Source organism: Pseudomonas sp. NPDC087342, from assembly GCF_044744265.1.
Classification (GTDB): Bacteria; Pseudomonadota; Gammaproteobacteria; order Pseudomonadales; family Pseudomonadaceae; genus Aquipseudomonas; species Aquipseudomonas nunensis.
This window is the reverse complement of the sequence record NZ_JBIUXZ010000019.1, coordinates 38,924-62,995: the sequence shown is the minus strand read 5'-3', so window position 1 is coordinate 62,995 and position 24,072 is coordinate 38,924. Positions and strand designations below refer to the sequence as shown.

At 59.9% G+C, this 24,072-nt stretch carries 21 protein-coding genes; 14 read left to right on the top strand and 7 right to left on the bottom strand.

Going from position 1 to position 24,072, the window contains the following annotated elements:
• Positions 1-27: 27 nt before the first annotated feature.
• A complete protein-coding gene (locus tag ACIOYV_RS25725) occupies positions 28-678 on the bottom strand; it encodes an N-acetyltransferase (RefSeq protein WP_054053735.1) in 651 nt (216 codons plus the stop codon).
• 291 nt (positions 679-969) lie between these two features.
• Here ACIOYV_RS25725 and xthA point away from each other — a divergent pair, with 291 nt between their 5' ends.
• Together xthA and ACIOYV_RS25715 are read left to right on the top strand one after the other, a co-directional pair.
• Complete coding sequence (gene xthA, locus ACIOYV_RS25720; protein WP_054614103.1) at positions 970-1,782, top strand: exodeoxyribonuclease III; 813 nt, start codon at positions 970-972, stop codon at positions 1,780-1,782.
• Positions 1,783-1,953: 171 nt separating this feature from the next.
• A complete protein-coding gene (locus ACIOYV_RS25715) occupies positions 1,954-3,294 on the top strand; it encodes a substrate-binding domain-containing protein (RefSeq protein ID WP_401328185.1) in 1,341 nt (446 codons plus the stop codon).
• A 118-nt stretch (positions 3,295-3,412) separates the two neighbouring features.
• Here ACIOYV_RS25715 and ACIOYV_RS25710 read toward each other — a convergent pair whose 3' ends face one another.
• The gene (locus ACIOYV_RS25710) at positions 3,413-4,642 is read right to left on the bottom strand and encodes an acyl-CoA dehydrogenase (RefSeq protein WP_054614101.1); all 1,230 of its coding nucleotides are present in this window, start codon (positions 4,640-4,642) and stop codon (positions 3,413-3,415) included.
• 178 nt (positions 4,643-4,820) lie between these two features.
• On the opposite strand from ACIOYV_RS25710, the gene ACIOYV_RS25705 reads away from it, so the two are divergent.
• The 5 genes from ACIOYV_RS25705 to ACIOYV_RS25685 all read left to right on the top strand — a co-directional run bounded on the left by ACIOYV_RS25705 (position 4,821) and on the right by ACIOYV_RS25685 (position 9,799).
• Complete coding sequence (locus tag ACIOYV_RS25705) at positions 4,821-5,750, top strand: LysR family transcriptional regulator (RefSeq protein WP_163913720.1); 930 nt, start codon at positions 4,821-4,823, stop codon at positions 5,748-5,750.
• A 187-nt stretch (positions 5,751-5,937) separates the two neighbouring features.
• Positions 5,938-6,339, top strand: a complete 402-nt coding sequence (locus ACIOYV_RS25700) for a MerR family DNA-binding transcriptional regulator (RefSeq protein WP_123410046.1) — start codon at positions 5,938-5,940, stop codon at positions 6,337-6,339.
• A gap of 149 nt (positions 6,340-6,488) precedes the next feature.
• Entirely contained in the window at positions 6,489-7,388 is a 900-nt protein-coding gene (locus tag ACIOYV_RS25695; protein WP_163913718.1) for a hydroxymethylglutaryl-CoA lyase, read from the top strand.
• A 634-nt stretch (positions 7,389-8,022) separates the two neighbouring features.
• Complete coding sequence (locus ACIOYV_RS25690; protein WP_401328182.1) at positions 8,023-8,925, top strand: LysR substrate-binding domain-containing protein; 903 nt, start codon at positions 8,023-8,025, stop codon at positions 8,923-8,925.
• 121 nt (positions 8,926-9,046) lie between these two features.
• Complete coding sequence (locus ACIOYV_RS25685; protein WP_401328180.1) at positions 9,047-9,799, top strand: SDR family NAD(P)-dependent oxidoreductase; 753 nt, start codon at positions 9,047-9,049, stop codon at positions 9,797-9,799.
• Positions 9,800-9,936: 137 nt separating this feature from the next.
• Here the strand turns inward: ACIOYV_RS25685 and ACIOYV_RS25680 are convergent, their stop codons facing one another.
• Positions 9,937-11,634 carry an AMP-binding protein gene (locus tag ACIOYV_RS25680; RefSeq protein ID WP_163913713.1) on the bottom strand — a complete coding sequence of 566 codons (1,698 nt, stop codon included), beginning with the start codon at positions 11,632-11,634 and terminating at the stop codon, positions 9,937-9,939.
• Between the two features lie 339 nt (positions 11,635-11,973).
• Between ACIOYV_RS25680 and ACIOYV_RS25675 the strand changes: the two genes are divergently transcribed.
• From ACIOYV_RS25675 to ACIOYV_RS25660, 4 genes are all read left to right on the top strand, one after another.
• Entirely contained in the window at positions 11,974-13,137 is a 1,164-nt protein-coding gene (locus ACIOYV_RS25675) for an isovaleryl-CoA dehydrogenase (protein WP_123508887.1), read from the top strand.
• Between the two features lie 97 nt (positions 13,138-13,234).
• Positions 13,235-14,839, top strand: coding sequence for a carboxyl transferase domain-containing protein (locus tag ACIOYV_RS25670; RefSeq protein ID WP_401328178.1), 1,605 nt, complete (start codon positions 13,235-13,237; stop codon positions 14,837-14,839).
• A gap of 109 nt (positions 14,840-14,948) precedes the next feature.
• On the top strand, positions 14,949-15,761 hold the full coding sequence (locus tag ACIOYV_RS25665) for a gamma-carboxygeranoyl-CoA hydratase (RefSeq protein WP_054053760.1): 813 nt from the start codon (positions 14,949-14,951) through the stop codon (positions 15,759-15,761).
• On the top strand, positions 15,761-17,710 hold the full coding sequence (locus ACIOYV_RS25660; protein ID WP_401328175.1) for an acetyl/propionyl/methylcrotonyl-CoA carboxylase subunit alpha: 1,950 nt from the start codon (positions 15,761-15,763) through the stop codon (positions 17,708-17,710). Before ACIOYV_RS25665 ends, ACIOYV_RS25660 begins: the two co-directional genes overlap by 1 nt.
• 39 nt (positions 17,711-17,749) lie before the next feature.
• Here ACIOYV_RS25660 and ACIOYV_RS25655 read toward each other — a convergent pair whose 3' ends face one another.
• A complete protein-coding gene (locus ACIOYV_RS25655; RefSeq protein ID WP_054614094.1) occupies positions 17,750-18,400 on the bottom strand; it encodes a LexA family transcriptional regulator in 651 nt (216 codons plus the stop codon).
• 130 nt (positions 18,401-18,530) lie between these two features.
• Between ACIOYV_RS25655 and ACIOYV_RS25650 the strand changes: the two genes are divergently transcribed.
• Positions 18,531-18,872 carry a DUF6124 family protein gene (locus tag ACIOYV_RS25650; RefSeq protein WP_054053765.1) on the top strand — a complete coding sequence of 114 codons (342 nt, stop codon included), beginning with the start codon at positions 18,531-18,533 and terminating at the stop codon, positions 18,870-18,872.
• A gap of 482 nt (positions 18,873-19,354) precedes the next feature.
• Positions 19,355-20,506 carry a M14-type cytosolic carboxypeptidase gene (locus ACIOYV_RS25645; RefSeq protein WP_401328170.1) on the top strand — a complete coding sequence of 384 codons (1,152 nt, stop codon included), beginning with the start codon at positions 19,355-19,357 and terminating at the stop codon, positions 20,504-20,506.
• A 36-nt stretch (positions 20,507-20,542) separates the two neighbouring features.
• On the opposite strand, the gene ACIOYV_RS25640 is transcribed toward ACIOYV_RS25645, so the two are convergent.
• Entirely contained in the window at positions 20,543-20,989 is a 447-nt protein-coding gene (locus ACIOYV_RS25640; RefSeq protein WP_401328167.1) for a winged helix-turn-helix transcriptional regulator, read from the bottom strand.
• Between the two features lie 95 nt (positions 20,990-21,084).
• Between ACIOYV_RS25640 and ACIOYV_RS25635 the strand changes: the two genes are divergently transcribed.
• Positions 21,085-22,284 carry an MFS transporter gene (locus ACIOYV_RS25635; protein ID WP_401328164.1) on the top strand — a complete coding sequence of 400 codons (1,200 nt, stop codon included), beginning with the start codon at positions 21,085-21,087 and terminating at the stop codon, positions 22,282-22,284.
• A gap of 157 nt (positions 22,285-22,441) precedes the next feature.
• Here the strand turns inward: ACIOYV_RS25635 and ACIOYV_RS25630 are convergent, their stop codons facing one another.
• Positions 22,442-22,987, bottom strand: coding sequence for a cytochrome b (locus ACIOYV_RS25630; protein ID WP_054053772.1), 546 nt, complete (start codon positions 22,985-22,987; stop codon positions 22,442-22,444).
• Entirely contained in the window at positions 22,984-24,069 is a 1,086-nt protein-coding gene (locus ACIOYV_RS25625) for a catalase family peroxidase (RefSeq protein ID WP_290026398.1), read from the bottom strand. The genes ACIOYV_RS25630 and ACIOYV_RS25625 overlap by 4 nt, the downstream gene beginning before the upstream one ends.
• Between the last annotated feature and the right edge of the window lie 3 nt (positions 24,070-24,072).

The following is a 24,072-nucleotide window of genomic DNA, read 5'->3' as shown; positions in this document are numbered from 1 at the left end:
GCCTGGGGTGCCGTGAAAGTTCTACCTTTATGCCGTTGCTGTTTGTAACACCTGGGGATTGGCGTGGAAAAACACGTGCTCGCGGATCGGTCCTACCGCCACTTCGCCAATTTCCTCGTAGCCCTGACGCTTATAGAACTCCAGATAGCGAGGATTCCCGGTGTCGAGGATCACGCCTTCCGAGTGTTCATCCACTGCGCACCAGTTATGAACGGCTTGCAGCAGTTGTTCTCCGAAGTGTTTGCCCTGGAATTGCGGGTGAATCCCCAGCAACGGCAGCACGTGCACGGCGTCAGACGGCACGCAGGCAGCGACCGCGTCGTGGTATTCGAGGTAGCGACGGGTGCAGCGGAACCCAGTGCTGAGCACCATGCGCAGGCGCCAGGCCCAGCTTTCGGTGATGCCCAAACGGCGTTGCGGCGGCGCGATCAGGGCGATGCCGATCAAGCGGTCGTTGACCAGCAGGCCGATGGCTGGCAAATCCTGAAGGAAGTGTTGTTTGACCAATTCGCGCACTGTGGCCCGCACACGTTGCTCATAGCCGGGGCGCTCGGCTTCGAACAGGTAGCCGAAGGTCGGCTCGTGGCGATAAGCCTGGTACAGCAAGGAGCGGGCTTCGCGGGAGTAGCCGCTGTCGAGCATGTGGATATCGGCGATGGCGGTCGAGGTTTCAGGCATAACGGTAGATCTCCCCGGTACAGCTCAAATGGCTGTGCTCTTGTTGTTACGAGCCTATATGCGCTGGCACAGTTCCTTACTGATTGAAATCAGCTTTGTCCGTGATACCGCCATCGCGAGCAAGCTCGCTCCCACAAGGTATAGACCATAACCCTGTGGGAGCGAGCTTGCTCGCGATGAGGCCGGCATTGACGATAGAAGACCTACGACCAAACACGAATCCCCTCACCCCAACACTGGCCCCATTCCTACATGTCAGCTAGCATCGCCCTTTTGCCAGGACTGCCGACCATGAAGATCGTCTCCTTCAACATCAACGGGCTGCGCGCTCGCCCGCATCAGCTGGCGGCGCTGATTGAAAAGCATCAACCGGACGTTATCGGCCTGCAGGAAACCAAGGTCCACGACGACCAGTTCCCGCTGGCCGAGGTTCAGGCCCTGGGTTATCACGTGTATTTCCATGGCCAGAAAGGCCATTACGGCGTGGCCATTCTGTCGCGCCAGGAACCGCTGGCCCTGCACAAAGGCTTCGCCACCGATGAAGAAGACGCCCAGCGGCGTTTCATCTGGGGCACCTTCGCCGACGCCAATGGCGTACCGGTGACGATCATGAACGGCTATTTCCCACAGGGCGAAAGCCGCGACCACCCGACCAAGTTCCCGGCCAAGCAACGTTTCTACAACGATTTGCAGCACCTGCTGGAAAGTCAGTTCAGCAATGAGCAACCGGTGGTGGTGATGGGTGACGTGAACATTTCCCCGGAAGACTGCGACATCGGCATCGGCCCGGACAACATGAAACGCTGGCTGAAAACCGGCAAATGCAGCTTCCTGCCGGAAGAACGCGAGTGGATGGCGCGCCTGAAGAACTGGGGTCTGGTGGACAGCTTCCGTCACCTGAACCCGGACGTGGCCGACCGTTTCAGCTGGTTCGACTACCGCAGTCGCGGGTTTGAAGACGAACCCAAGCGCGGGCTGCGGATCGACGTGATCATGGCGTCCCACGGTTTGTTGCCACGGGTGAAGGATGCCGGCGTGGATTACGATTTGCGCGCGATGGAAAAGCCGTCGGATCATGCGCCGATCTGGCTTGAATTGAGCTGATATTCACCGGTTCCTGTAGGAGCAAGGCTTGCCCGCGAAGAACGCTAACGCGGTGTGTCAGGCCCGACGCCATCGCGAGCAAGCTTTGCTCCTACAGGGGCAACTGTCATCTTTCGGAAACTTTACTGACTTATTCTCCCGGCACTCCCTTTGGCTTATTAAGGTGCCGGCATGACGCTGCGCGTATTGTTCCTGTTAATGGTGTGTCTCAACCTGCCGTTAACGGCCACCGCCAGTGACCTGCCAACTCCCGAACGCGGCCCGGTCCTGCGCATCCAGGGCTCCAACACCATCGGTGCGGACCTGGGTCCGGCGCTGGTCATCGGCTTGATGCAGGAGCAAGGCCTGCTCAAGGTGCACAGCGAAACCCCGGACAAGGCCAACGAACAACGCATCGTCGGGCTAACCGCCCAAGGTCGGCGGGTGGTGGTCGAAGTCGCGGCCCACGGTTCCAGCACCGGTTTCACGGCCCTGAAAAATGCCACCGCTGACCTTGCCGCCTCGTCACGCCCGATCAAGGACAACGAACTGGCAGACCTCAAATCCCTCGGCGATCTGAAAAGCCCGAATGCCGAACAAGTCATCGCCATCGATGGCCTGGCAATCATCCTGCACCCGCAAAATCCGCTGAATCAGCTCAACACCGAACAACTGGCGCGGATCTTCAGTGGCGAGGTCAGCACGTGGGAAGAACTCGGCGGTATCGGTGGGACGATTCACCTGTATGCGCGGGATGATCAGTCGGGAACCTACGACACCTTCAAGGAATTGGTCCTCAGTCGGCGTGGGAAAACTCTGAGCGGCGCGGCGAAACGTTTCGAGTCCAGCGAGCAATTGTCCGACGCGGTCAGCCTCGATCCGCAGGGCATCGGTTTTATCGGCCTGCCCTACGTGCGCCAGGCCAAAGCCGTGGCGATTGTCGACGGGCAGTCTCAGGCGATGTTGCCACTCAACAGTTTGATTGCCACCGAAGACTATCCGCTGTCCCGGCGGCTGTTCTTTTACCTGCCACCCAGTGGGAAAAATCCCTGGGCCAAGGCGCTGGTGGCGTTCGCGCAAAGCAGCAAAGGCCAGGCGATTGTCGCGGCGAATGGCTTTATCGCCCAAACGGTGCAGGCGATGGCGGTCACGCCGAATGCGCTGATGCCCGAGGGTTATCAGGCCCTGAGCCGGCACGCCCAGCGCTTGACGGTGAATTTTCGCTTCGAAGAAGGCAGCGCGAGCCTGGACAACAAGGCTCGGCAGGACCTGTCCCGGGTGCTCGACTATATAAAGCAGCACGACAAAACCAACCGTGAGGTAACGCTGGTGGGGTTTGGCGATGCCAAGAGCGATCCTGCGCGGGCTGATCTGCTGTCGAAACTGCGGGCGATGGCGGTGCGGCGGGAACTGGTGAAAAGCGGCGTGGTGTTTCGCGAGATTCGCGGCTTTGGCGCCGAGATGCCGGTGGCGGCGAACAGTGCGGATGAGGGGCGGATCAAGAATCGGCGGGTTGAGGTTTGGGTTTATTGAGCTGGATGTTGATGTATTGAATGGGCGGACGCCTTCGCGGGCAAGCCTCGCTCCTACACGTTCAGCATAATCCTGTAGGAGCGAGGCTTGCCCGCGAAGAACGATAACGCGGTATTGATTAGTGCCCGCTACGCATCATCTCTTTCGGCACATATTTGCCGATCTCGAATTTGCCGATCGCCGCGCGGTGCACTTCGTCCGGGCCGTCGGCCAGGCGCAGGGTGCGTTGCATGGCGTACATGTAGGCCAGCGGGAAATCGTTGGACACCCCTGCCCCGCCATGAATCTGGATCGCCCGGTCAATCACCCGCAAAGCGACGTTCGGCGCGACTACCTTAATCTGCGCGATTTCGCTCTTGGCGATCTTGTTGCCCACGGTGTCCATCATGTAAGCGGCTTTCAACGTCAGCAGCCGCGCCATGTCGATTTCCATCCGCGAGTCGGCGATCTTGTCGATGTTGCCGCCCAGTCGCGCCAACGGCTTACCGAACGCAGTACGGCTCACTGCGCGTTTGCACATCAGTTCCAGCGCACGCTCAGCCATGCCAATCGATCGCATGCAGTGGTGAATCCGGCCAGGGCCAAGGCGACCCTGGGCGATTTCGAAGCCGCGTCCTTCGCCCAACAGGACGTTTTCGTACGGCACCCGGACATTTTCAAACAGCACTTCGGCGTGGCCGTGGGGTGCGTCGTCGTAACCGAACACCGGTAGCGGCCGCACAATTTTCACGCCCGGCGTGTCCACCGGCACCAGGATCATCGAATGCTGGGCGTGGCGTGGTGCGTCTGGGTCGCTCAGGCCCATGAAGATCAGGATCTTGCAGCGTGGATCGCAAGCGCCTGAGGTCCACCATTTCTTGCCGTTGATCACCCACTCGTTGCCATCACGCACAGCGCGGGCAGCCATGTTGGTGGCGTCGGACGAGGCTACGTCCGGCTCGGTCATGGCGAACGCCGAGCGAATCTCGCCGCGCAGCAGCGGTTCGAGGTAACGCTGCTTCTGTTCTTCGTTGGCGTAACGCACCAGCACTTCCATGTTGCCGGTGTCTGGTGCGGAGCAGTTGAAAGGCTCCGGCCCCAGAAGCGAGCGACCCATGATTTCCGCCAACGGCGCGTATTCGAGGTTGGTCAGGCCGGCGCCGAGCTCGGACTCAGGCAGGAACAAATTCCACAGGCCTTCGGCCTTGGCCTTGAGTTTGAGCTCTTCCATGATCGCCGTCGGCTGCCAGCGATCGCCTTCGGCGACCTGACGCTCGAACACGGCTTCAGCGGGATAAACGTAGGTGTCCATGAACGCGGTCACGCGCTCACGCAGTTCCTGAACCTTGGGCGAATAAGCGAAATCCATGAGCATTTACCTTCTTGGGCAGAGGTTGTTTAGGTCATGCAATCGATGCTAGAACAGCTACGAAAATTTACCTAGCCTATTCTCGGCGTGTATTAACATTCATCACCGATATATGATCGGGTGATCGCAAAGGCCTCCGGCCACAACAAAAAGCCCCAAACAATAAGAGTGCCGCGCAATGAATCTGAGCAAGGTCGACCTCAACCTTTTCATCGTCTTCGACGCGATCTACACCGAAGCCAACCTGACTCGTGCCGGGCAGATTGTCGGCATTACCCAGCCTGCGGTCTCGAACGCTCTGGCCCGCCTGCGCGAGACGTTCAACGACCCGTTGTTCGTGCGCACCGCCCAAGGCATGGTGCCCACGCCGATGGCCCAGAACATCATCGGCCCGGTGCGCAACGCCCTCTCGCTGCTGCGGGTGTCGGTGCAGGAAAGCCGCATCTTCAACCCGTTGCAGGCGGTCAAGACCTACCGCATCAGCATGACCGACCTCACCGAAGCGGTGATCCTGCCGCCGCTGTTCCAGCGCCTGCGCCGCCTCGCACCGACCGTGATCATCGAAAGCTTCCTGTCCAAGCGCCGCGAGACCACCAAGGAACTGGCGGCCGGTCGCCTTGACTTCGCGGTGGACGCGCCGCTCAACACCGACCCGCAAGTGCGGCACGTCAAGTTGATGGAAGACCGATACGTGTGCGCCATGCGCAAGGGCCATCCGCTGGCGGGCAAAGAGAAATTCACCCTCGATGATTACCTGTCACTGACCCACATCCACATTTCCAGCCGCCGCAGTGGTTTGGGGCATGTTGACCTGGCGCTGGGGAAAATGGGGATCCAGCGCAAGATCGCCCTGCGCTCCCAGCATTATTTGATGGCGTCCCAAGTGTTGCAGCAGACCGACATGGTCATGACCGTGCCGGAGCGTTTTGCCCGTCGGCATGATCTGCACGCATTTAATCTGCCGGTGAATGATGTGCCGCCGGTGGAAACTCACCTGTATTGGCACGAAAGCACCGACCAGGACCCGGCCAACCGCTGGATGCGCGAGCAGATGATCGAGTTGTGCCAGCAAGTGACGGCGCATGAGAAGAAGCTCGATAAGGTGTAGGACGTTGGCTTTGGAACGTGTCATCGTTCTTCGCGGGCAAGCCTCGCTCCTACAGAATGCGCGCAGCTCTCTGTAGGAGCGAGGCTTGCCCGCGAAGAGGCCATCAGCAACACCACAACCCCATACCCCTTGACGTAAACGTCAACCTAACATTAGCTTAGCGCCATGACCTTCTTCGAGCGCGCCCATGAGCAGCCAGACCTACAGCATCTCCGACCTCGCCCGCGAGCTCGACATCACCACCCGGGCCATTCGCTTTTATGAAGAGCAAGGCCTGCTCAGCCCCGAGCGCCGTGGTCAGGAACGCATCTATTCGCCCCGGGACAAGGTCAGCCTGAAGCTGATCCTGCGCGGCAAGCGCATCGGTTTTTCCCTGGCCGAATGCCGCGAGCTGATCGAACTCTACGACCCCACCGGCGGCAATCAGAAGCAACTGCAAACCATGCTGACCAAGATTGCCGAGCGGCGCGAGCAGCTTGAGCAACAGATGCTCGACATCGAGCAGATGAAGCTGGAACTGGATACGGCGCAGGAGCGTTGTACCCAGGCGCTTGAGCAGACGATCAAGAGTCAGCAACCGGTTCAGTAAACACCCCGGATCCCCTGTAGGAGCGAAGCTTGCTCGCGAAAGCGGTTTGTCATTCAACATCAATGTCGACTGACCTGACGCTTTCGCGAGCAAGTTTCGTTCCTACAGAGTTTTGTGAACATTCAGACAATCAGCACAGGTCTTTTGCCATGTCCCTCCCCACCCACGTACGCCTGATCGAAGTCGGCCCCCGCGACGGTCTGCAAAACGAAGCCCAGCCCATCAGCGTCGCGGACAAGGTGCGGCTGGTCGATGCCTTGAGCGCCGCCGGCCTGGGCTATATAGAAGTCGGCAGTTTCGTCTCGCCCAAGTGGGTGCCGCAAATGGCCGGTTCCGCCGAGGTCTTCGCGCAGATCCAGCGCAAACCCGGCGTAACCTACGGTGCACTCGCGCCAAACCTGCGCGGGTTTGAAGACGCCATCGCGGCCGGGGTCAAGGAAGTCGCGGTGTTCGCCGCTGCGTCCGAAGCGTTCTCCCAGCGCAATATCAATTGCTCGATCAGCGAAAGCCTGGCGCGGTTCGTGCCGATCATGGACGCGGCCAAACAACACGGCGTGAGCGTGCGCGGTTACGTGTCGTGTGTGCTGGGCTGCCCTTACGAAGGTCACGTCGCGCCGGAGCAAGTCGCCCTGGTCGCTCGCGAGTTGTATGCCATGGGCTGCTACGAAGTCTCGCTGGGTGACACCATCGGCACCGGCACTGCGGGCGCGACCCGGAAAATGTTCGAAGTGGTTTCGGCAGACGTGCCGCGCGAAAAACTCGCCGGGCATTTCCACGACACCTACGGCCAGGCCATGGCCAACATCTACGCCAGCCTGCTCGAAGGCATCGCGGTGTTCGACAGCTCTATCGCCGGCCTCGGCGGTTGCCCGTATGCCAAAGGCGCCAGCGGTAACGTCGCCACCGAAGACGTGGTGTACCTGCTCAACGGCCTCGGAATCGAGACCGGTATCGACCTCGACGCCTTGATTCTCGCGGGCCAACAGATTTGCAGCGTGCTGGGTCGCCCGACCGGTTCGCGCGTGGCCAAGGCTCGCAGCGCGCAGTAACGGCGTGGATGTGTCCGGGTGTTACCGTTGCGTAAGAAACGTGGGGGACAAGCGAGTAACACGGAAACAAATTGTCGGGTTTTACCCGAGCGAAAAACCTTACAAAAATTCAAGCTTTTGATTTATAAGGATTTTTAAAACTTGGCACGGCTTCTGCTATCTCTATTGCATAACAAGAACAAAAAAAGCGGCAAACCTAATAAAAATAAGACGTAACGACTCTGACATAACAAAAACAACACGGCAGAGACGCAGCTAACAGATTTTTTTGGAGAAGGTGTGCTTTTCAGGGTGCTTTTCGGAGTAACCCGCAACCGGGCAGAGAACAATAAAACTACCCTCAGGTAGCTCCCGAACTGGTTGGATCGCTAGGCGAAAAAGTAGATCAGCGCTCAAAAAAATACGTTTGCTCTTGATCCCGGATGGGGATCGACAAAAACAGCGGTAAAGGGCCACGGTTGCCAAAAACAACAACAGACCGCCCCTCAATAATAAAAAAAGAGCACGCGCAACGACAAATTAAAGGGGAGCTTCGGCTCCCCTTTGTGCTTTCTGGCGTTTACCCCTCTCCTACATTCCTGCTGCCCTCGGTTTGCCGTTATTCTCTGGGCTTTTACCGGGAATCCCCACGCTTATGGACATGTTCCAGGCCATGCAGATTTACACCCAGGTGGTCGATACCGGCAGTTTCAAGAATGCTGCCGACGCCTTGCAACTGCATCGCCCGGCCATTACCAAAGCCATCCAGCAACTGGAAAAGACCCTCGAAGTCCGCCTGCTCAACCGCACCACGCGCAAAATCAGCATGACCGCCGAAGGCGAGCGCTTCTATGAACAGTGCTCGAAAATCCTCGGTGACGTCGCCTCGACCCTGGCCACGTTTTCCCATGACGCCGAAAGCCCGAAAGGCAAACTGCGTCTGGATTTGCCGGTCACCTTGGCCAAAGAAGTGATCATCCCGGCGCTGCCGGACTTTCGTGCGCGCTACCCGGACATCGAACTGGTGATCGGTTGCGGTGATCAGGCCGTGGACATGATCAATGAAGGCATTGACTGCGTGGTGCGCCTGGGCGAACTGTCGAATTCCAGCAACATTGCGCGGCGGATCGGCGCCGTACCGATGCTGACCTGTGCATCGCCGGCCTATCTGGCCCGCGAAGGCACACCCACTGGGCTTTCGGACCTGAACCGGCATCTGGCGGTGAATTACTTTTCCGGGCCCACGCGAAAAATCATGGACTGGCAGTTTTTCATCGACGGAGAAACGGTGCCCATCCGTTTGAAAAGCGGGATTCAGGTCAACGACTCCGAAGCCTTTCTCGCCTGCGGCCTGGCGGGACTGGGCCTGCTGCACGGGTTGCAGTTGTCGTTGCAGCCGTTTCTCGACAGCGGCGAGTTGGTGGCGGTGCTGCCGCAATTGCAGGCGTTGCCGAAACCGATTTCGGTGCTGTACCCCAACAAGCGTTATCTGGCGCCCAAGGTCCGGGTATTCATCGATTGGCTGAGTGAACTGCTGCAGCAAAAGGGCCTGGCCTGAAGCATTGTTATTTTTCTGATAACAATGAAAACCCAGGATCGCTATTTTTCTTTCCAATCCCGCCGCCTATCGTTCGCTCCACCGGTGCACTTTGCACCACTACCTTTCGAACGGAGGCAACATGGACCTGAAACTCAACGGCAAGACCGCCCTGGTCACCGGCGCCAGCATGGGGCTGGGTCGCGCCATCTGCAAAACCCTCGCCGCTGAAGGCGTCCAGGTCATGGGCGTGGCCCGCAGTGCTGACTTGCTGCAAAGCCTGGTCGAAGAAATCCGCAAAGCGGGCGATCTCGTGCCACTCACGCTGATCCAGGACTTTGTCGCCCCGGACGCGCCTCAGCGCATTGCCGCCGCTGCGCTGGAGCGCCTGCAACATGTCGACATTCTGATCAACTGTGCCGGCGGCAGTCGCCCGATGGCCATTGATGCGCCGGAAAGTGAATGGATTGAAGGCATGACCCTGAATTTCGACCGTCATCGGCAACTGACCCAGCAATTGCTCGCGCAGTTCATCGAGCGCAAAAGTGGCACGATCATCAACATCAGCGGCAACCTGGAGCCGGAAGTGGTGAACGCCGCGATCGTCGCCAAGGCCGGATTGGTGGCGTGGTCCAAAGGGCTTTCCGAGCAATTGGGCCAGTACGGCGTCACCGTCAATTGCGTACAGCCAGGCCTGATCGACACCGCGCAAATCCGCCGCCTCTATCCCGGCGACGCCCGACGCGACTTCGCCGAACGCAACATCGCCCTCGGCGATTTCGGTGAGCCGATTGACGTGGCCAACGCCGTGACCTTCCTCGCCTCACCGCTGGCGCACTACATCACCGGGACCATCGTGACCGTGGATGGCGGTATGCGCGGTTATTCGTTCTGATTGGACTCAAGGAGATTTCCACCCATATTCCCCTGTAGGAGCGAGGCTTGCCCGCGAAGGCGTCTTGTCATTCAACATTGATGTTGGCTGGCATGACGCCTTCGCGGGCAAGCCTCGCTCCTACAAGGGGATTGGGGTTAGCTTTGGTTTTCGCGGAGCTCCTCGATGCTGATTTCACGCATGCGGAATTTCTGGATCTTGCCGGTCACGGTCATCGGAAACTCTTCCACGAATTTGAAATAACGCGGCGTCTTGAAGTGCGCGATGCGCGACTTGCACCAGGTTTTCAGCTCTTCTTCGGTTGCGCTGTGGCCGGGGTGGAACTTGATCCAGGCGACGATCTCTTCGCCGTAGCGCGAGCAGGGAATGCCGATCACTTGCACATCCGCCACCGCTGGGTGTGTGAAAAAGAACTCTTCCAGCTCCCGTGGGTAAACATTCTCACCGCCACGGATGATCATGTCCTTGTTACGTCCGGCGATGCACACGTAGCCCTCGTCGTTCATGCTCGCCAGGTCACCGGTGTGCATCCATCCCGCCTGATCGATGGCTTCGGCGGTGCCTTGCGGGTTGTTCCAGTAGCCGAGCATCACGCTGTAGCCTCGGGTGCAGAGCTCGCCAATCGTGCCGCGTGGCACCAGGTTGCCGGCCTCGTCGATGATTTTGCTTTCCAATTGCGGCTGGGTGCGGCCAACGGTGGTGACGCGCAATTCCAGTTCGTCTGACGGACCGGTCTGTAAAGACACCGGACTTGTTTCCGTCATGCCGTAGGCAATCTGCACTTCGTTCATGTGCATTTCGTTGATGACCCGACGCATCACCTCAATCGGGCACGTCGCGCCGGCCATGATCCCGGTGCGCAGGCTCGACAGATCGAAGTCCGCGCGTTGCGGTTGATCGAGCATGGCGATGAACATGGTCGGTACGCCGTAGAGCGCGGTGGCTTTTTCTTCGGCGACGGTGGTCAGGGTCAGCAGCGGATCGAAGGCATCGTTGGGGTAGATCATGGTGCTGCCGTGGGTGATGCAGCCGAGGTTGCCCATGACCATGCCGAAGCAGTGATACAGCGGCACCGGGATCACCAGCCGATCATCGGCGCTCAGGCCCAGGCTTTCGCCGACCATGTAACCGTTGTTGAGAATGTTGTAGTGACTGAGGGTCGCGCCCTTGGGGAAACCGGTGGTGCCGGAGGTGTACTGGATGTTTACCGGTTGGTCGAAATGCAGGCTGTTTTGGCGTTCATTCAATTGCTCGACCGTAACACTGGCGGCGAGATCGGCCAGTTGCGACCACGGCAGGAAACCCGAGGGCGGCTGCGCGTCGAGGCTGATCACACCGCGCAAATCCGGCAGGCGTTCGCTGTGCAATTGACCGATGGATTGCTCTGCCAATTCCGGCACCAGCCCTTGCAACATCGCGTGATAGTCGGAGGTCTTGAAGGCCCCGGCGCAGACCAGCCATTGGCAGCCGGATTGCTTCAATACGTATTCGAGTTCGGAGCTGCGGTAGGCCGGGTTGATGTTGACCAGGATCACGCCGATTTTCGCGCTGGCGAACTGGCTGATGCACCACTGCGCGCAGTTCGGCGCCCAGATCCCGAGGCGATCGCCGGTCTGTAAACCCAGCGCCAGCAGTGCACGGGCGTGCAGGTCCACGGTGTCGGCAAGTTGCTGCCAGGTGTAGCGCAGCTGTTGATGACGCACGACCAGCGCTTCGCCGTCCGGGTACAGCGCGACCGTGTGATCGAACTGCTCGCCGATGGTCATCGCCAGCAAGGCTTTGTCCTGGGAACCGCGGGTGTAGCTGCGCTGCGGGTTTGCACTGGGTTGATCCATGACGACCCCTATTGTCTTTTTTTATGGGCTGCCGACTTTCACCTGTGGGAGCGCCTGTGGCGAGGGGGCTTGCCCCCGTTTGAGTGCGTAGCACTCACAAGATCTTGGTGTATCGGAAATCTTGGGGCTGCTTCGCAACCCAACGGGGGCAAGCCCCCTCACCACAGCTCGCCCCCACAGGGTTGGTCCGCTTTCAATCTTGAACTGGCTCTACTCTCGCTCAAGTTGACGTTAACGTAAAGGGTGATTGACAGCCATTCGTCACAGGCTTACGTTAACGTAAAGGTGAGAACCCGATCACGGCCCTCCCTACCCTACAAAAAAGCCAAAAGGTGACCCATGAGCTATCCATCCCTGAACTTTGCCCTCGGTGAAACCATCGACATGCTGCGCGATCAGGTTCAGTCCTTCGTCGCCAAAGAGATCGCCCCGCGCGCGGCCCAGATCGACATCGACAACCTGTTCCCCGCCGACCTGTGGCGCAAATTCGGTGACATGGGCCTGCTCGGCGTCACCGTGCCGGAAGAGTACGGCGGCGCTGGCCTGGGTTACCTGGCGCACGTGGTGATCATGGAAGAAATCAGCCGTGGCTCGGCCTCGGTGGCGTTGTCCTACGGCGCGCATTCCAACCTGTGCGTGAACCAGATCAACCGCAACGGCAATCACGAACAGAAAACCAAATACCTGCCCAAACTGATCAGCGGCGAGCACATCGGCGCCCTGGCGATGAGCGAGCCGAACGCTGGTTCCGACGTGGTCTCGATGAAATTGCGCGCCGACAAACGCGGCGACAAATACGTGCTCAACGGCAGCAAGACCTGGATCACCAACGGTCCCGACGCCAACACCTACGTGATCTACGCCAAGACCGACCTGGAAAAAGGCCCGCATGGCATCACCGCATTTATCGTCGAGCGCGATTCCAAAGGCTTCAGCCGCAGCAACAAATTCGACAAGCTCGGCATGCGCGGTTCCAACACCTGCGAGCTGTTCTTCGATGACGTCGAAGTGCCGGAAGAAAACATCCTCGGCGTGCTCAATGGCGGCGTGAAAGTGCTGATGAGCGGCCTCGATTACGAGCGCGTCGTGCTGTCGGGCGGCCCGACCGGGATCATGCAGTCGTGCATGGACCTGATCGTTCCGTACATCCACGACCGCAAGCAATTCGGCCAGAGCATCGGTGAATTCCAGCTGATCCAGGGCAAAGTCGCCGACATGTACACCCAACTCAACGCCAGCCGCGCCTATCTCTACGCGGTGGCCCAGGCTTGCGAGCGCGGCGAAACCACGCGCAAGGACGCGGCAGGCGTGATCCTCTACAGCGCCGAACGCGCCACGCAAATGGCCCTCGACGCGATCCAGATTCTCGGTGGTAACGGCTACATCAATGAATTCCCGGCCGGTCGCTTGCTGCGTGACGCCAAGCTGTACGAAATCGGCGCCGGCACCAGTGAGATTCGTCGCATGCTGATCGGTCGCGAACTGTTCAACGAGACGAAATAAATTTCGTCAGCTGCAAGCGGCAAGCTTCAAGCGGTAAGCAGAAGCTGTTTTCTTGCAGCTTGTAGCTTGCGGCTTAAAGCTGCTTACGGAGTAAGCCATGATATTGCATACCCAGCTCAACCCCCGTTCGGCGGAGTTCGCTGCCAACAGCGCGGCGATGCTCGAACAGGTCGACGCCCTGCACACCCTGCTTGCCCAAGCGCAGCAAGGTGGCGGCCCGAAGGCGCAAGAACGCCACACATCGCGGGGCAAACTGTTGCCCCGTGAGCGGATCAATCGCTTGCTCGATCCGGGCTCGCCGTTCCTCGAAATCAGTCAACTCGCGGCTTACGCGGTGTATGGCGAAGACGTTCCAGCGGCCGGCGTGATTGCCGGGATCGGCCGGGTCGAAGGCGTTGAATGCATGATCGTCGCCAACGACGCCACGGTGAAAGGTGGCTCGTACTACCCGCTGACCGTGAAAAAACACCTGCGCGCCCAGACCATCGCCCAGCAAAACCGTTTGCCGTGCATCTATCTGGTGGACTCTGGCGGCGCCAACCTGCCGCGTCAGGATGAAGTGTTTCCGGACCGTGAGCACTTCGGGCGGATCTTCTTCAACCAGGCCAACATGAGTGCCATGGGCATTCCGCAGATTGCCGTGGTGATGGGCTCATGCACCGCTGGCGGTGCTTATGTGCCGGCGATGGCTGACGAAGCAATCATGGTGCGCAACCAGGCGACAATTTTCCTCGCCGGCCCGCCGCTGGTGAAAGCCGCGACCGGTGAGGTGGTCAGCGCCGAAGATCTGGGCGGGGCCGATGTGCACTGCAAGATTTCCGGGGTCGCCGACCATTACGCCGAGAGCGATGAACACGCCCTCGCCCTCGCCCGACGCAGCGTCGCCAACCTCAACTGGCGCAAGCTCGGCGAGCTGCAACAACGCACGCCGATTGCACCGCTGTACAGCAGCGACGAGTTGTACGGCGTGGTTTCGGCCGACGCCAAGCAGCCATTCGATGTGCGCGAAGTGATCTCGCGGCTGGTCGACGGGTCGGTGTTCGACGAATTCAAAGCGCTGTTCGGGACCACCCTGGTGTGCGGCTTTGCCCACTTGCACGGTTACCCGATCGCAATCCTTGCCAACAACGGCATCCTGTTCGCCGAAGCCGCGCAGAAAGGCGCGCATTTTATCGAACTGGCCTGTCAGCGCGGCATTCCGTTGCTGTTCCTGCAGAACATCACCGGTTTCATGGTCGGCCAGAAATACGAGGCCGGCGGCATCGCCAAGCACGGCGCCAAACTGGTGACCGCCGTGGCGTGCGCCAAAGTGCCGAAATTCACCGTGATCATCGGCGGCAGCTTCGGCGCCGGGAACTACGGCATGTGTGGTCGGGCGTACGATCCGCGTTTCCTGTGGATGTGGCCGAATGCGCGCATCGGCGTGATGGGCGCCGAGCAGGCCGCTGGTGTATTGGTGCAGGTCAAACGCGAGCAGGCCGAGCGCAGTGGCCAGGCGTTCAGTGCCGAGCAGGAAGCCGAGATCAAGCAGCCGATTCTCGATCAGTACGAAGAGCAGGGTCACCCCTACTACTCCAGCGCACGACTGTGGGACGACGGCGTCATCGACCCGGCGCAGACCCGCGATGTACTGGCGCTGGCCTTGTCCGCGTCGCTGAACGCGCCAATCGAACCGAGCCGCTTCGGCGTGTTCCGGATGTGATGTTCCGTGGGCGCGGGCTTGTGTGGCGAGGGAGCTTGCTCCCGTTCGATTGCAAAGCAATCGCCATCCCCGGCAATCCCCCCCACAAGAGTTGTGGAGACGAACCAATATGAGCGACTTCAACACCCTCGAACTGCTGACCGACCCGCGAGGTTTCGCGACCCTGTGGCTCAGCCGTGAAGAAAAGAACAACGCGTTCAACGCCGAGATGATCCGCGAACTGATCCTCGCCCTGGACAAAGTCTCGGGCGACGCCAGCCTGCGGTTCCTGCTGGTACGCGGACGCGGCAAGCATTTCAGCGCAGGCGCCGACCTGGCCTGGATGCAGCAATCGGCCGAACTCGATTACCACACCAACCTCGACGACGCCCGGGAACTGGCGGAGTTGATGTACAACCTCGCCAAGCTGAAAATCCCGACCCTGGCCGTGGTGCAAGGCGCGGCGTTTGGCGGCGCACTGGGCCTGATCAGCTGCTGCGACATGGCGATTGGCGCCGATGACGCACAATTCTGTTTGTCGGAAGTGCGTATCGGCCTGGCACCGGCGGTAATCAGCCCGTTCGTGGTGCAAGCCATCGGCGAACGCGCAGCACGACGTTATGCGTTGACCGCTGAACGTTTCGGCGGGCAACGGGCGCGGGAAATCGGTTTGCTGTCGGAGAGTTATCCGGTCGCGGAGCTGGAGCAGAAAGTCGAGCAGTGGATCGACAACCTGCTGCTCAACAGCCCGGCGGCCATGCGCGTCAGCAAGGACTTGCTGCGCGAAGTCGGCCACGGCGGACTGACCCCGGCCCTGCGCCGCTACACCGAAAACGCCATCGCGCGCATTCGTGTCAGCCCTGAAGGCCAGGAAGGCCTACGCGCTTTTCTGCAAAAACGTCCGCCGAACTGGCAAGCCGAAACCACCAAGGAGCCGCGTTGATGAGCGCACCTGTTCTCACCACCCTGCTGGTGGCCAACCGTGGCGAGATTGCGTGCCGCGTGATGCGCACCGCCAAAGCCCTGGGCCTGACCACCGTCGCCGTGCACAGCGCCATCGACCGTGATGCCCGACACAGCCGCGAAGCGGATATTCGCGTGGACCTGGGCGGCAGCAAGGCTGCCGACAGCTACCTGCAAATCGACAAACTGATCGCTGCGGCCAAAGCCAGCGGCGCTCAGGCGATTCATCCGGGTTATGGCTTTTTGTCCGAGAACGCCGGGTTCGCCCGCGCGATCGAAGCCGCCGGTTTGATCTTCCTCGGCCCGCCCGCCTCGGCCATTGACGCCATGGGCAGCAAATCCGCCGCCAAAGCCTTGATGGAAACCGCCGGCGTACCGTTAGTGCCGGGCTATCACGGCGAAGCTCAGGACCTCGACACCTTCCGCGACGCCTGTGAACGCATCGGTTATCCGGTGCTGCTCAAGGCCACGGCCGGCGGTGGCGGCAAAGGCATGAAAGTGGTCGAGGACGTCAGCCAACTGGCCGAAGCCCTGGCCTCGGCCCAGCGTGAAGCAAAATCGTCGTTCGGCGATTCGCGGATGCTGGTGGAGAAGTACCTGCTCAAGCCACGTCACGTGGAAATCCAGGTGTTTGCCGATCAACACGGCAACTGCCTGTACCTGAATGAACGGGATTGCTCGATCCAGCGCCGGCACCAGAAAGTCGTCGAGGAAGCGCCGGCCCCGGGCCTGAGCGCGGAACTGCGTCGGGCCATGGGCGAAGCGGCCGTGCGTTCGGCCCAGGCCATCGGTTACGTCGGCGCGGGTACGGTGGAGTTTCTGCTGGATTCGCGTGGCGAGTTCTTCTTTATGGAGATGAACACCCGCCTGCAAGTCGAGCATCCGGTCACCGAAGCCATCACTGGTCTCGATCTGGTGGCCTGGCAGATTCGCGTGGCGCGCGGTGAAGCGTTGCCGATGACCCAGGCTGAAGTGCCGCTGATTGGGCACGCGATTGAAGTGCGTTTGTACGCCGAAGATCCGGGCAATGATTTCTTGCCGGCCACCGGGCGCCTGGAGTTGTATCGCGAATCCGCACCGGGTCCGGGACGTCGCGTGGACAGCGGTGTCGAGGAAGGTGATGAGATCTCGCCATTCTATGACCCGATGCTCGGCAAGCTGATTGCCTGGGGCGAGGACCGTGAACAGGCGCGCCTGCGGTTGTTGAGCATGCTGGATGAGTTCGCCATCGGCGGGCTCAAGACCAACATCAACTTCCTGCGCCGGATCGTCGGCCATTCCGCCTTCGCGGCGGCGGAACTGGATACCGGGTTTATTCCCCGCTATCAGGAGCAACTGCTGCCAGCGCCTGCCGACCTCTGCGATGAGTTCTGGCAAGCGGCGGCCCAGGGGTTTGCACAGAGTCAGCCGTCAGTGCCGCGTGCCGATGACACCAGTTCGCCGTGGGCGATCAACAGTGGTTTCCGCGCTGGGCTGCCTAAAGAGATCACCCTGCATTTGAGTTGCGAGGGCCAGGATCGCGCATTGACTCTGGGCGATGTAACTACCGCGCAGCTCAAGGGTGAGCAACTGCTGACCGAGCACGACGGCGTGCGTCGTCAGCATCGGGCCATTCGCCGTGGTGACTGTCTTTACTTGCAATGGGAAGGTGAACTGCACCGGGTCGAAACCTACGATCCGATCGCTGCCGTCGAGTCCAGCCACAGCCATCAGGGCGGCCTGACCGCGCCTATGAACGGCAGCATTGTTCGCGTGTTGGTAGAGGCCGGGCAAACGGTCGAAGCCGGGGCACAATTGGTGGTGTTGGAAGCGATGAAGATGGAGCACAGCATTCGTGCGCCCCATGCCGGTGTGATCAAGGCGTTGTATTGCCAGGAAGGCGAGATGGTCAGTGAAGGCAGTGCGTTGGTCGAGTTGGAAGAGGCGTGAAATGAAGATCGGTCCTACGCATTGCGAGGACCGATCTGATTAGAATTTGGCTGTTGCCTGAACCACCACACCGATAATTCGGCATTCCTCGGTGAAAAGAGCTTTCGGATACGTCGGATTGAGCGGGACCAGGTAACGCTGCCCGCCCTCTTCGATCAGCCTGCGAAACGTCGCCTCGGAACTGTCCGGCCACTGGGCGATCACCAGTTTCCCCGGCTCCGGCACAATCGCCGGGTCCACCAGGATCATCATGCCCTCGGGGATGCTGATGCCGGTTGGCGCGGTCATCGCGTCGCCCACCACACTCAGCCAGAAGGCCGGGCCCTGAGAGTGGTAGTCGGTCAGCTCGAAGCGTTCCTCCTTGCGATACACCGTCAGCTCGCCATCGCGCAGTTGCGCCGGCTCCTTCCAGTCACTGACCGGGTAGCGGAAGTACGGGTTGTACTTGAGCGCCAGGGGTATCTCTTCCTCTTCCAGGGCGAGCCGTTCGCGGATCACCAGCGCCACTTCGAGGAAGTCCATGCCCAACGCCTTCAACACACGGTTCATGTTGACGACGCCAGGATCGCGGCGTTTGTTCAGCCAGTGGCCGACGCCGCCCTGGGACATCCCGAGGCGCTCTCCGAGTTCTATTTGAGTGATTTTGAGTTCACTCATTTTGGCCTTGACCAATTCAATCCATTTATCCATGTGCGGCACGATACGTGGGCGCCTCCGGCCAACAAAACACAAATTGTAGTATTAAAACTCTGGTCACAAATACAGTACGTACTAGGATGGGAATCACGGATCTGAATCTATCACGGAGTTTGCAATCATCATGACCATCCCCAGCCACGACACGGCCGACACCCAGTTCGACACCACCTTCACCTCGCCAAAAGGCACCGCCGCCGCGCAACGGGCGCTGGATTATTACTTGAAACCAGCTGTTTCAGAGGTGGAAGTCCAGGCACGCTTTTTCGACGTCAACCGTAACATCAGCAGTGAAGAAGCGTTGGTTCATGCATCCGATCTGTTGCGCTGTGCCGCAGCCACCGCACAGGAGTCGGCCGACAACCTGCAAGGCGCAAACCGGGCGCTGGCGTTTTCGGTGGTGCACATGATTGATATGGCGCAGGCGATGGTCGACCGATCCCTGGATGGCGATCAGCACGACTGAGGCGGATGAGTATTGGAGGAGGACGGGAAAGAATTTTCCAATCGCGCAGATAAAATCATTTGACTTGCAAACGAGAATGATTATTATTGCATGCAGCTGGTCGCGAGATCAGTCGATGGACCAGAGGACCTTAGGTCGGTCTCCTGGACTATCTCCTCATCAGGCTAATCACGGTTTTTGACCCGGCTTTTTGCCGGGTCTTTTTTTTGCCAGTTATTCTGGCTTTGGCTTCAGGCTAATGAAGACTGTAGGTGCTGCTAATTCGATGGCCGGCATGATATCAAAAGAATATCCGTTGGCAAGAGAAGCCCGGCAGCATTGGGCCAAACTAATCCAAAATAGCACTTGAGAATCAATCACACAGTCTCTAAGCTGCTTCGGCGTCAAGGAGGACGCCCCCCGCTACATCTGCAATTTTCCCCCGATTCATCCCCACCTTGCGTGTAAAGTAGCAGCCATAAAATCATAATCAGGAATCGACTATGACCGTGGCTAAATCCTCTTTCGACATCACTGCCAACTTCGACAGCGGCAACATTGAAGTACTGGACATCAGCAACCCTCTGCAAGCGCTTTTGGCAATCAAGCCAGATACGCGCAGCCAGCATTTCCAGTGGTTCCACTTCAAGGCCAGCGGTCTGCATGTGGGTCAAGAGCATTGGTTTCGCCTGAACAACGCCAGTAAATCCTCGTACAACAAAGCCTGGGATGGTTATCAGGCCGTGGCGTCCTACGACCACGTCAACTGGTTCCGCGTACCGACCATTTTCGAAGGCGACTGCCTGCGCTTCAGCCTCGAAGCCACGGCCACCCACGCCTGGTTTGCCTACTTCGAACCCTACAGCCGCGGTCGCCATGACTGGCTGATCGAACAGGCGCTGAGCAAGGCCGGCACTGAACTGCTGGCCACTGGCAAAAGCGCCGAAGGCCGGGATATCCAGTTGCTGCGCAAAGGCAGCGGCGCCGAAGGTCAGCGCAAGGTCTGGATCATCGCGCAACAGCATCCGGGCGAGCACATGGCCGAGTGGTTCATGGAAGGCGTGATCGAACGCCTGGAAAAGCATGACGATCCCGTACTGAAAAAACTCCTGGCCAGCGCCGACCTGTACCTGATCCCCAACATGAACCCGGACGGTGCCTTCCACGGCCATCTGCGTACCAACGCCATGGGCCAGGACCTGAACCGCGCCTGGCAGAGCGCCAGCCAGGAGATCAGCCCGGAAGTCCTGTTCGCTCAGCAACAGATGGAAAAGTACGGCGTCGACCTGTTCCTCGACGTCCACGGTGACGAAGAAATCCCTTACGTGTTCACCGCCGGTTGTGAAGGCAATCCGGGGTATACGCCGCGGATCGAGAAGCTCGAAACCCACTTCCGCGATCACCTCAAGCATCTGACCAAAGACTTCCAGACCAAGTACGGCTACACCCGTGACTTGCCGGGCAAAGCCAACATGACCCTGGCCTGCAACAGCGTCGGTCAGAAGTTCGACTGCCTGTCGCTGACTCTGGAGATGCCGTTCAAAGATAACAACGATGCGCCGAACGCGTTGACGGGTTGGTCGGGCAAACGCTCCAAGCAGTTGGGCAAGGATGTGCTGACGACTGTTGCGGAGATGATTGATACGTTGCGTTGATTGCCTTCGTGGCTGCATGCCGGCATGCAGCCACGTTCACTCCGCCGCCACCCGCACACAATCCTCCGGCCCCAACAACCGCCCATCCTCGGCGCGCAATTCCAACGTGCGCACCGGCCGCCCCTGTTCACGATCCACCACCCGTGAATGTGCCTCCCCGGCCTCAAAGAAAAACGTCTCGCCCCACTGCCGCAAGCCAATGATCAACGGGAACAGGCCTTTGCCCTTTTCCGTCAGCACGTACTCCTGATACGCGCTGCCATCCGAGGCCGGCACCAGATCAAAAATCCCGTGGGCCACCAACGTGCGCAGTCGCGCCGAGAGGATGTTCTTGGCCATGCCCAAATTGCGCTGAAATTCGCCAAAGCGGCGGATGCCATCGAACGCATCGCGCACGATCAGCAACGACCACCAATCGCCAATGGCATCCAGTGACCGAGCGACCGGGCATTCGGCGCCTTGCATGCTTGTTCGTTTGACCATGCTCGTGCTCGCAGACTGCAAATGTGGTTGCAATATAAAACCAGCCTGCTTACCGTACAACTGGTTTTATTTTGAAACCACATCAGGAGCCTGGCATGAAGCCCAATCATTCTTTGAACAGCGGCGTGGTGCTGCTGTTCGCTGTTGCCTGCGGACTGGCCGTCGGTAACGTGTATTACGCCCAACCGTTGCTCGATGCCATGGCCGACGCCTTCGCCATGAACCCGGCGACCATCGGCATCGTCGTCACCCTGACTCAGGTCGGTTACGGCGTGGGCCTGTTGTTGCTGGTGCCGCTCGGGGATCTGCTCAACCGGCGGCGCCTGATCGTCACGCAAACACTGCTGTCGGCAGTGGCGTTGCTGATGATCGCCTTCGCGCAAAACAGCGCCTGGCTGCTGATCGGCATGGCGTTGACAGGATTGTTGGCGGTGGTGACCCAGGTGTTGGTGGCGTACGCGGCGACCCTGGCGATTCCAGCCCAGCGCGGACGCGTGGTGGGCGTGGTTACCAGCGGTATCGTCGTCGGGATTTTGCTGGCGCGTACCGTGGCCGGCGGCATGGCGGATCTCGCGGGTTGGCGTTCGATTTATCTGTTGTCCGCAGGCTTGACCCTGTTGATGGCGTTGCTGTTGTTTCGCGTGCTGCCCAAACAGGAAGCCCCGCAAGCGACCCACACTTACGCCGCGCTGATCGGCTCGGTATTCAGCCTGTTCAAGGAAGAACCGGTGCTGCGCCAACGAGCGATCCTCGCCCTGCTGACCTTCGCCAGCGCCATGGTGTTGTGGACGCCGATGGTGTTGCCCCTGAGCGCCCCGCCGCTGTCGTTGTCCCACACGCAAATCGGATTATTCGGACTGGCCGGCGCGGCTGGAGCACTGGCCGCCGCCCGCGCCGGGCATCTGGCGGATCGTGGTCTCGGCCAATGGACCAGCGGCCTGTCGCTGTTGTTGATGCTGGCATCGTGGTTGCCGATCGCCTTCACCCAATCTTCGCTGTGGGCGTTGTTGCTTGGGGTGATCACTCTGGATTTGGGTTTGCAGGCCGTGCACGTCACCAGCCAGAGCATGATCTACAGCGTGCGGCCGGAAGCGCAAAGCAGACTGACTGCGGGGTACATGCTGTTTTATTCAATTGGTAGCGCACTGGGGTCGATTGGTTCGACGGCGATGTATGCGTGGGCTGGGTGGATGGGCGTGTGTCTGTTGGGGGCAGGGATCAACGCCGTAGCGCTGATCTATTGGTGGCGAACCCTGGCCGCCAAAATCCAACCGCTGGAAACCTGTAGCAGCTGACGAGCACCGCGAGGCAGCGTTCGGCGGCGCAGCCGTCGTAAAGTCAGCCACCGCGGTGTTTCAGGTGATACCGCGGCGGCAGGATTCACGACGGCTGCGCCGCCGAACGCTGCCTCGCGGTGCTCGTCAGCTGCTACGGGGAGTCATCGGGGGATGATTAATCGCGATCCTTGCCTCGCAACATACTGTCCAGCACATCATCGCGACGCACCCAGCCATGAAACAACGCCGCCGCCAGGTGCAGCAGCACGGTCAGGAACAACAGATACGCCAAATACCCATGCGCCTTGCGCAGTACCGCAAACACCTGCGCATTGGCCGGCACAATCGACGGCAACTGCAACGAACTGCTGAGCATTACCGGGTCGCCCGCCGCCGAAATCATCGCCCAACCGAGCAGCGGCAAAATCAGCATCAACGCGTACAGCAAGACATGCGACGCCTTGGCCGCCAGCACCTGCCAGCCCGGCAGGTCCGCCGGCAGCGGTGGTTGCTGCGTGGAAAACCGCACGGCCAGGCGTACGATCACCAACAGCAAAATCGCAATGCCCAACGGTTTGTGCAGATGAATCAGCCACTCATGCCGCTCGGACACCGAGGCCACCATGCCCGCGCCGATAAACAGCATCGCGATGACCATCAGTGCCATCAGCCAGTGCAGCAGGCGCGCCAGCGGGACGAAATGCTTGGGTTGGGCGCTCATTGTTGAGCCTCCTGTTTGGCGGCGGGCAACTGATTGACTTCGCTGGTGCGACGCAAGTACGAACTGGCGTAACCGGCGGAACGCGCGGCGAGCAGCGGGTCGTCGGAGCCTTCGATCCCGGCCGGCAACACCAGCGGATCGTAGTTGATGTCACGGCACTCGCCGTTCAGTTGTGGCTGGGTCGCTTCGAGCACCAAGGTCCCGGCATTCAAGACTTTGCGGTCCTCGGGCCAGGCCTTGCTGGCGTCGTTCACCGGATCACCCGGATTGGCCAGGATGATGTTCAACTGCCAACGCAACGGGCCTGTGGAAATCCGCTGCACCAAATCTTTTTCGAGGAAATCCGCGCCTTCAGGCGCCGTGGCACCCGCCGCGTCCTTCACCACCGGCACCATGCTCCAACGCACCGCCTGCTTCTGCCCGGATGCATTCACCAGGTAAAACGCGTTGACGCTGTTGTAGGTTTCCGTCACGTAACTGGCCGACGGCTTGGCGGTTTTGATCCAGGCCAGGAACGGCCCGGCCTCAGGATGCGAACCAAAAAACGCGGGGACCAGCGCCGGGTTCGGTTTACCCGTGGCCGGGTCCGGCGACTGCGCTTGTTGCAACTGATAGAACGCCTCGGGCGTGCCCACCGGGAACACCGGCATGCTGTTCATCCCGGTGCGCCACTGTTGGCCGTTGGACTGGGTGAAACGCAACGCCAGGCTGCGGATCGGTACGGCACTGTCCGGCGCGTAAGGATTACCGGCCGGCAGTGCGAAACGTCCGACTACCGGAGTCTTTGGCTCATTGAACACCTGGGCGGTGGAATAACTGCGTGCCTCGCCGCTGCTCTCGAAATGCCCGATCACGCACACGCCTTTGGAGTGGTTACGCCGAAAGCCCGGGTGTACGCCGTTGTTGGTTTCCAGCACGTTGATCAGTTTTTTCGGGGTCAGGCGTTGTGGGTCAAAGGTGCCGTTGACGTAGGCAAAAGCCCCGGCTACTGCCGCGACGATCACGGCGATGCCGGCCAGACGCAACGTCAGGCTCGCGGCACTCAAGGGTGGCCGGGTGGGCGGTGATGAGCGATCTACCATGAA

What these genes read in the sequence shown, in the direction of transcription:
- ACIOYV_RS25660 (WP_401328175.1), top strand. Translation starts at nt 15,761, where the DNA reads ATGAGCGCACCTGTTCTCACCACCCTGCTGGTGGCCAACCGTGGCGAG.
- ACIOYV_RS25690 (WP_401328182.1), top strand. Translation starts at nt 8,023, where the DNA reads ATGGACATGTTCCAGGCCATGCAGATTTACACCCAGGTGGTCGATACC.
- ACIOYV_RS25665 (WP_054053760.1), top strand. Translation starts at nt 14,949, where the DNA reads ATGAGCGACTTCAACACCCTCGAACTGCTGACCGACCCGCGAGGTTTC.
- ACIOYV_RS25705 (WP_163913720.1), top strand. Translation starts at nt 4,821, where the DNA reads ATGAATCTGAGCAAGGTCGACCTCAACCTTTTCATCGTCTTCGACGCG.
- ACIOYV_RS25625 (WP_290026398.1), bottom strand. Translation starts at nt 24,069, where the DNA reads ATGGTAGATCGCTCATCACCGCCCACCCGGCCACCCTTGAGTGCCGCG.
- ACIOYV_RS25675 (WP_123508887.1), top strand. Translation starts at nt 11,974, where the DNA reads ATGAGCTATCCATCCCTGAACTTTGCCCTCGGTGAAACCATCGACATG.
- ACIOYV_RS25700 (WP_123410046.1), top strand. Translation starts at nt 5,938, where the DNA reads ATGAGCAGCCAGACCTACAGCATCTCCGACCTCGCCCGCGAGCTCGAC.
- ACIOYV_RS25685 (WP_401328180.1), top strand. Translation starts at nt 9,047, where the DNA reads ATGGACCTGAAACTCAACGGCAAGACCGCCCTGGTCACCGGCGCCAGC.
- ACIOYV_RS25640 (WP_401328167.1), bottom strand. Translation starts at nt 20,989, where the DNA reads ATGGTCAAACGAACAAGCATGCAAGGCGCCGAATGCCCGGTCGCTCGG.
- ACIOYV_RS25630 (WP_054053772.1), bottom strand. Translation starts at nt 22,987, where the DNA reads ATGAGCGCCCAACCCAAGCATTTCGTCCCGCTGGCGCGCCTGCTGCAC.
- ACIOYV_RS25655 (WP_054614094.1), bottom strand. Translation starts at nt 18,400, where the DNA reads ATGGATAAATGGATTGAATTGGTCAAGGCCAAAATGAGTGAACTCAAA.
- ACIOYV_RS25645 (WP_401328170.1), top strand. Translation starts at nt 19,355, where the DNA reads ATGACCGTGGCTAAATCCTCTTTCGACATCACTGCCAACTTCGACAGC.
- ACIOYV_RS25710 (WP_054614101.1), bottom strand. Translation starts at nt 4,642, where the DNA reads ATGGATTTCGCTTATTCGCCCAAGGTTCAGGAACTGCGTGAGCGCGTG.
- ACIOYV_RS25715 (WP_401328185.1), top strand. Translation starts at nt 1,954, where the DNA reads ATGACGCTGCGCGTATTGTTCCTGTTAATGGTGTGTCTCAACCTGCCG.
- ACIOYV_RS25695 (WP_163913718.1), top strand. Translation starts at nt 6,489, where the DNA reads ATGTCCCTCCCCACCCACGTACGCCTGATCGAAGTCGGCCCCCGCGAC.
- xthA (WP_054614103.1), top strand. Translation starts at nt 970, where the DNA reads ATGAAGATCGTCTCCTTCAACATCAACGGGCTGCGCGCTCGCCCGCAT.
- ACIOYV_RS25725 (WP_054053735.1), bottom strand. Translation starts at nt 678, where the DNA reads ATGCCTGAAACCTCGACCGCCATCGCCGATATCCACATGCTCGACAGC.
- ACIOYV_RS25680 (WP_163913713.1), bottom strand. Translation starts at nt 11,634, where the DNA reads ATGGATCAACCCAGTGCAAACCCGCAGCGCAGCTACACCCGCGGTTCC.
- ACIOYV_RS25635 (WP_401328164.1), top strand. Translation starts at nt 21,085, where the DNA reads ATGAAGCCCAATCATTCTTTGAACAGCGGCGTGGTGCTGCTGTTCGCT.
- ACIOYV_RS25650 (WP_054053765.1), top strand. Translation starts at nt 18,531, where the DNA reads ATGACCATCCCCAGCCACGACACGGCCGACACCCAGTTCGACACCACC.
- ACIOYV_RS25670 (WP_401328178.1), top strand. Translation starts at nt 13,235, where the DNA reads ATGATATTGCATACCCAGCTCAACCCCCGTTCGGCGGAGTTCGCTGCC.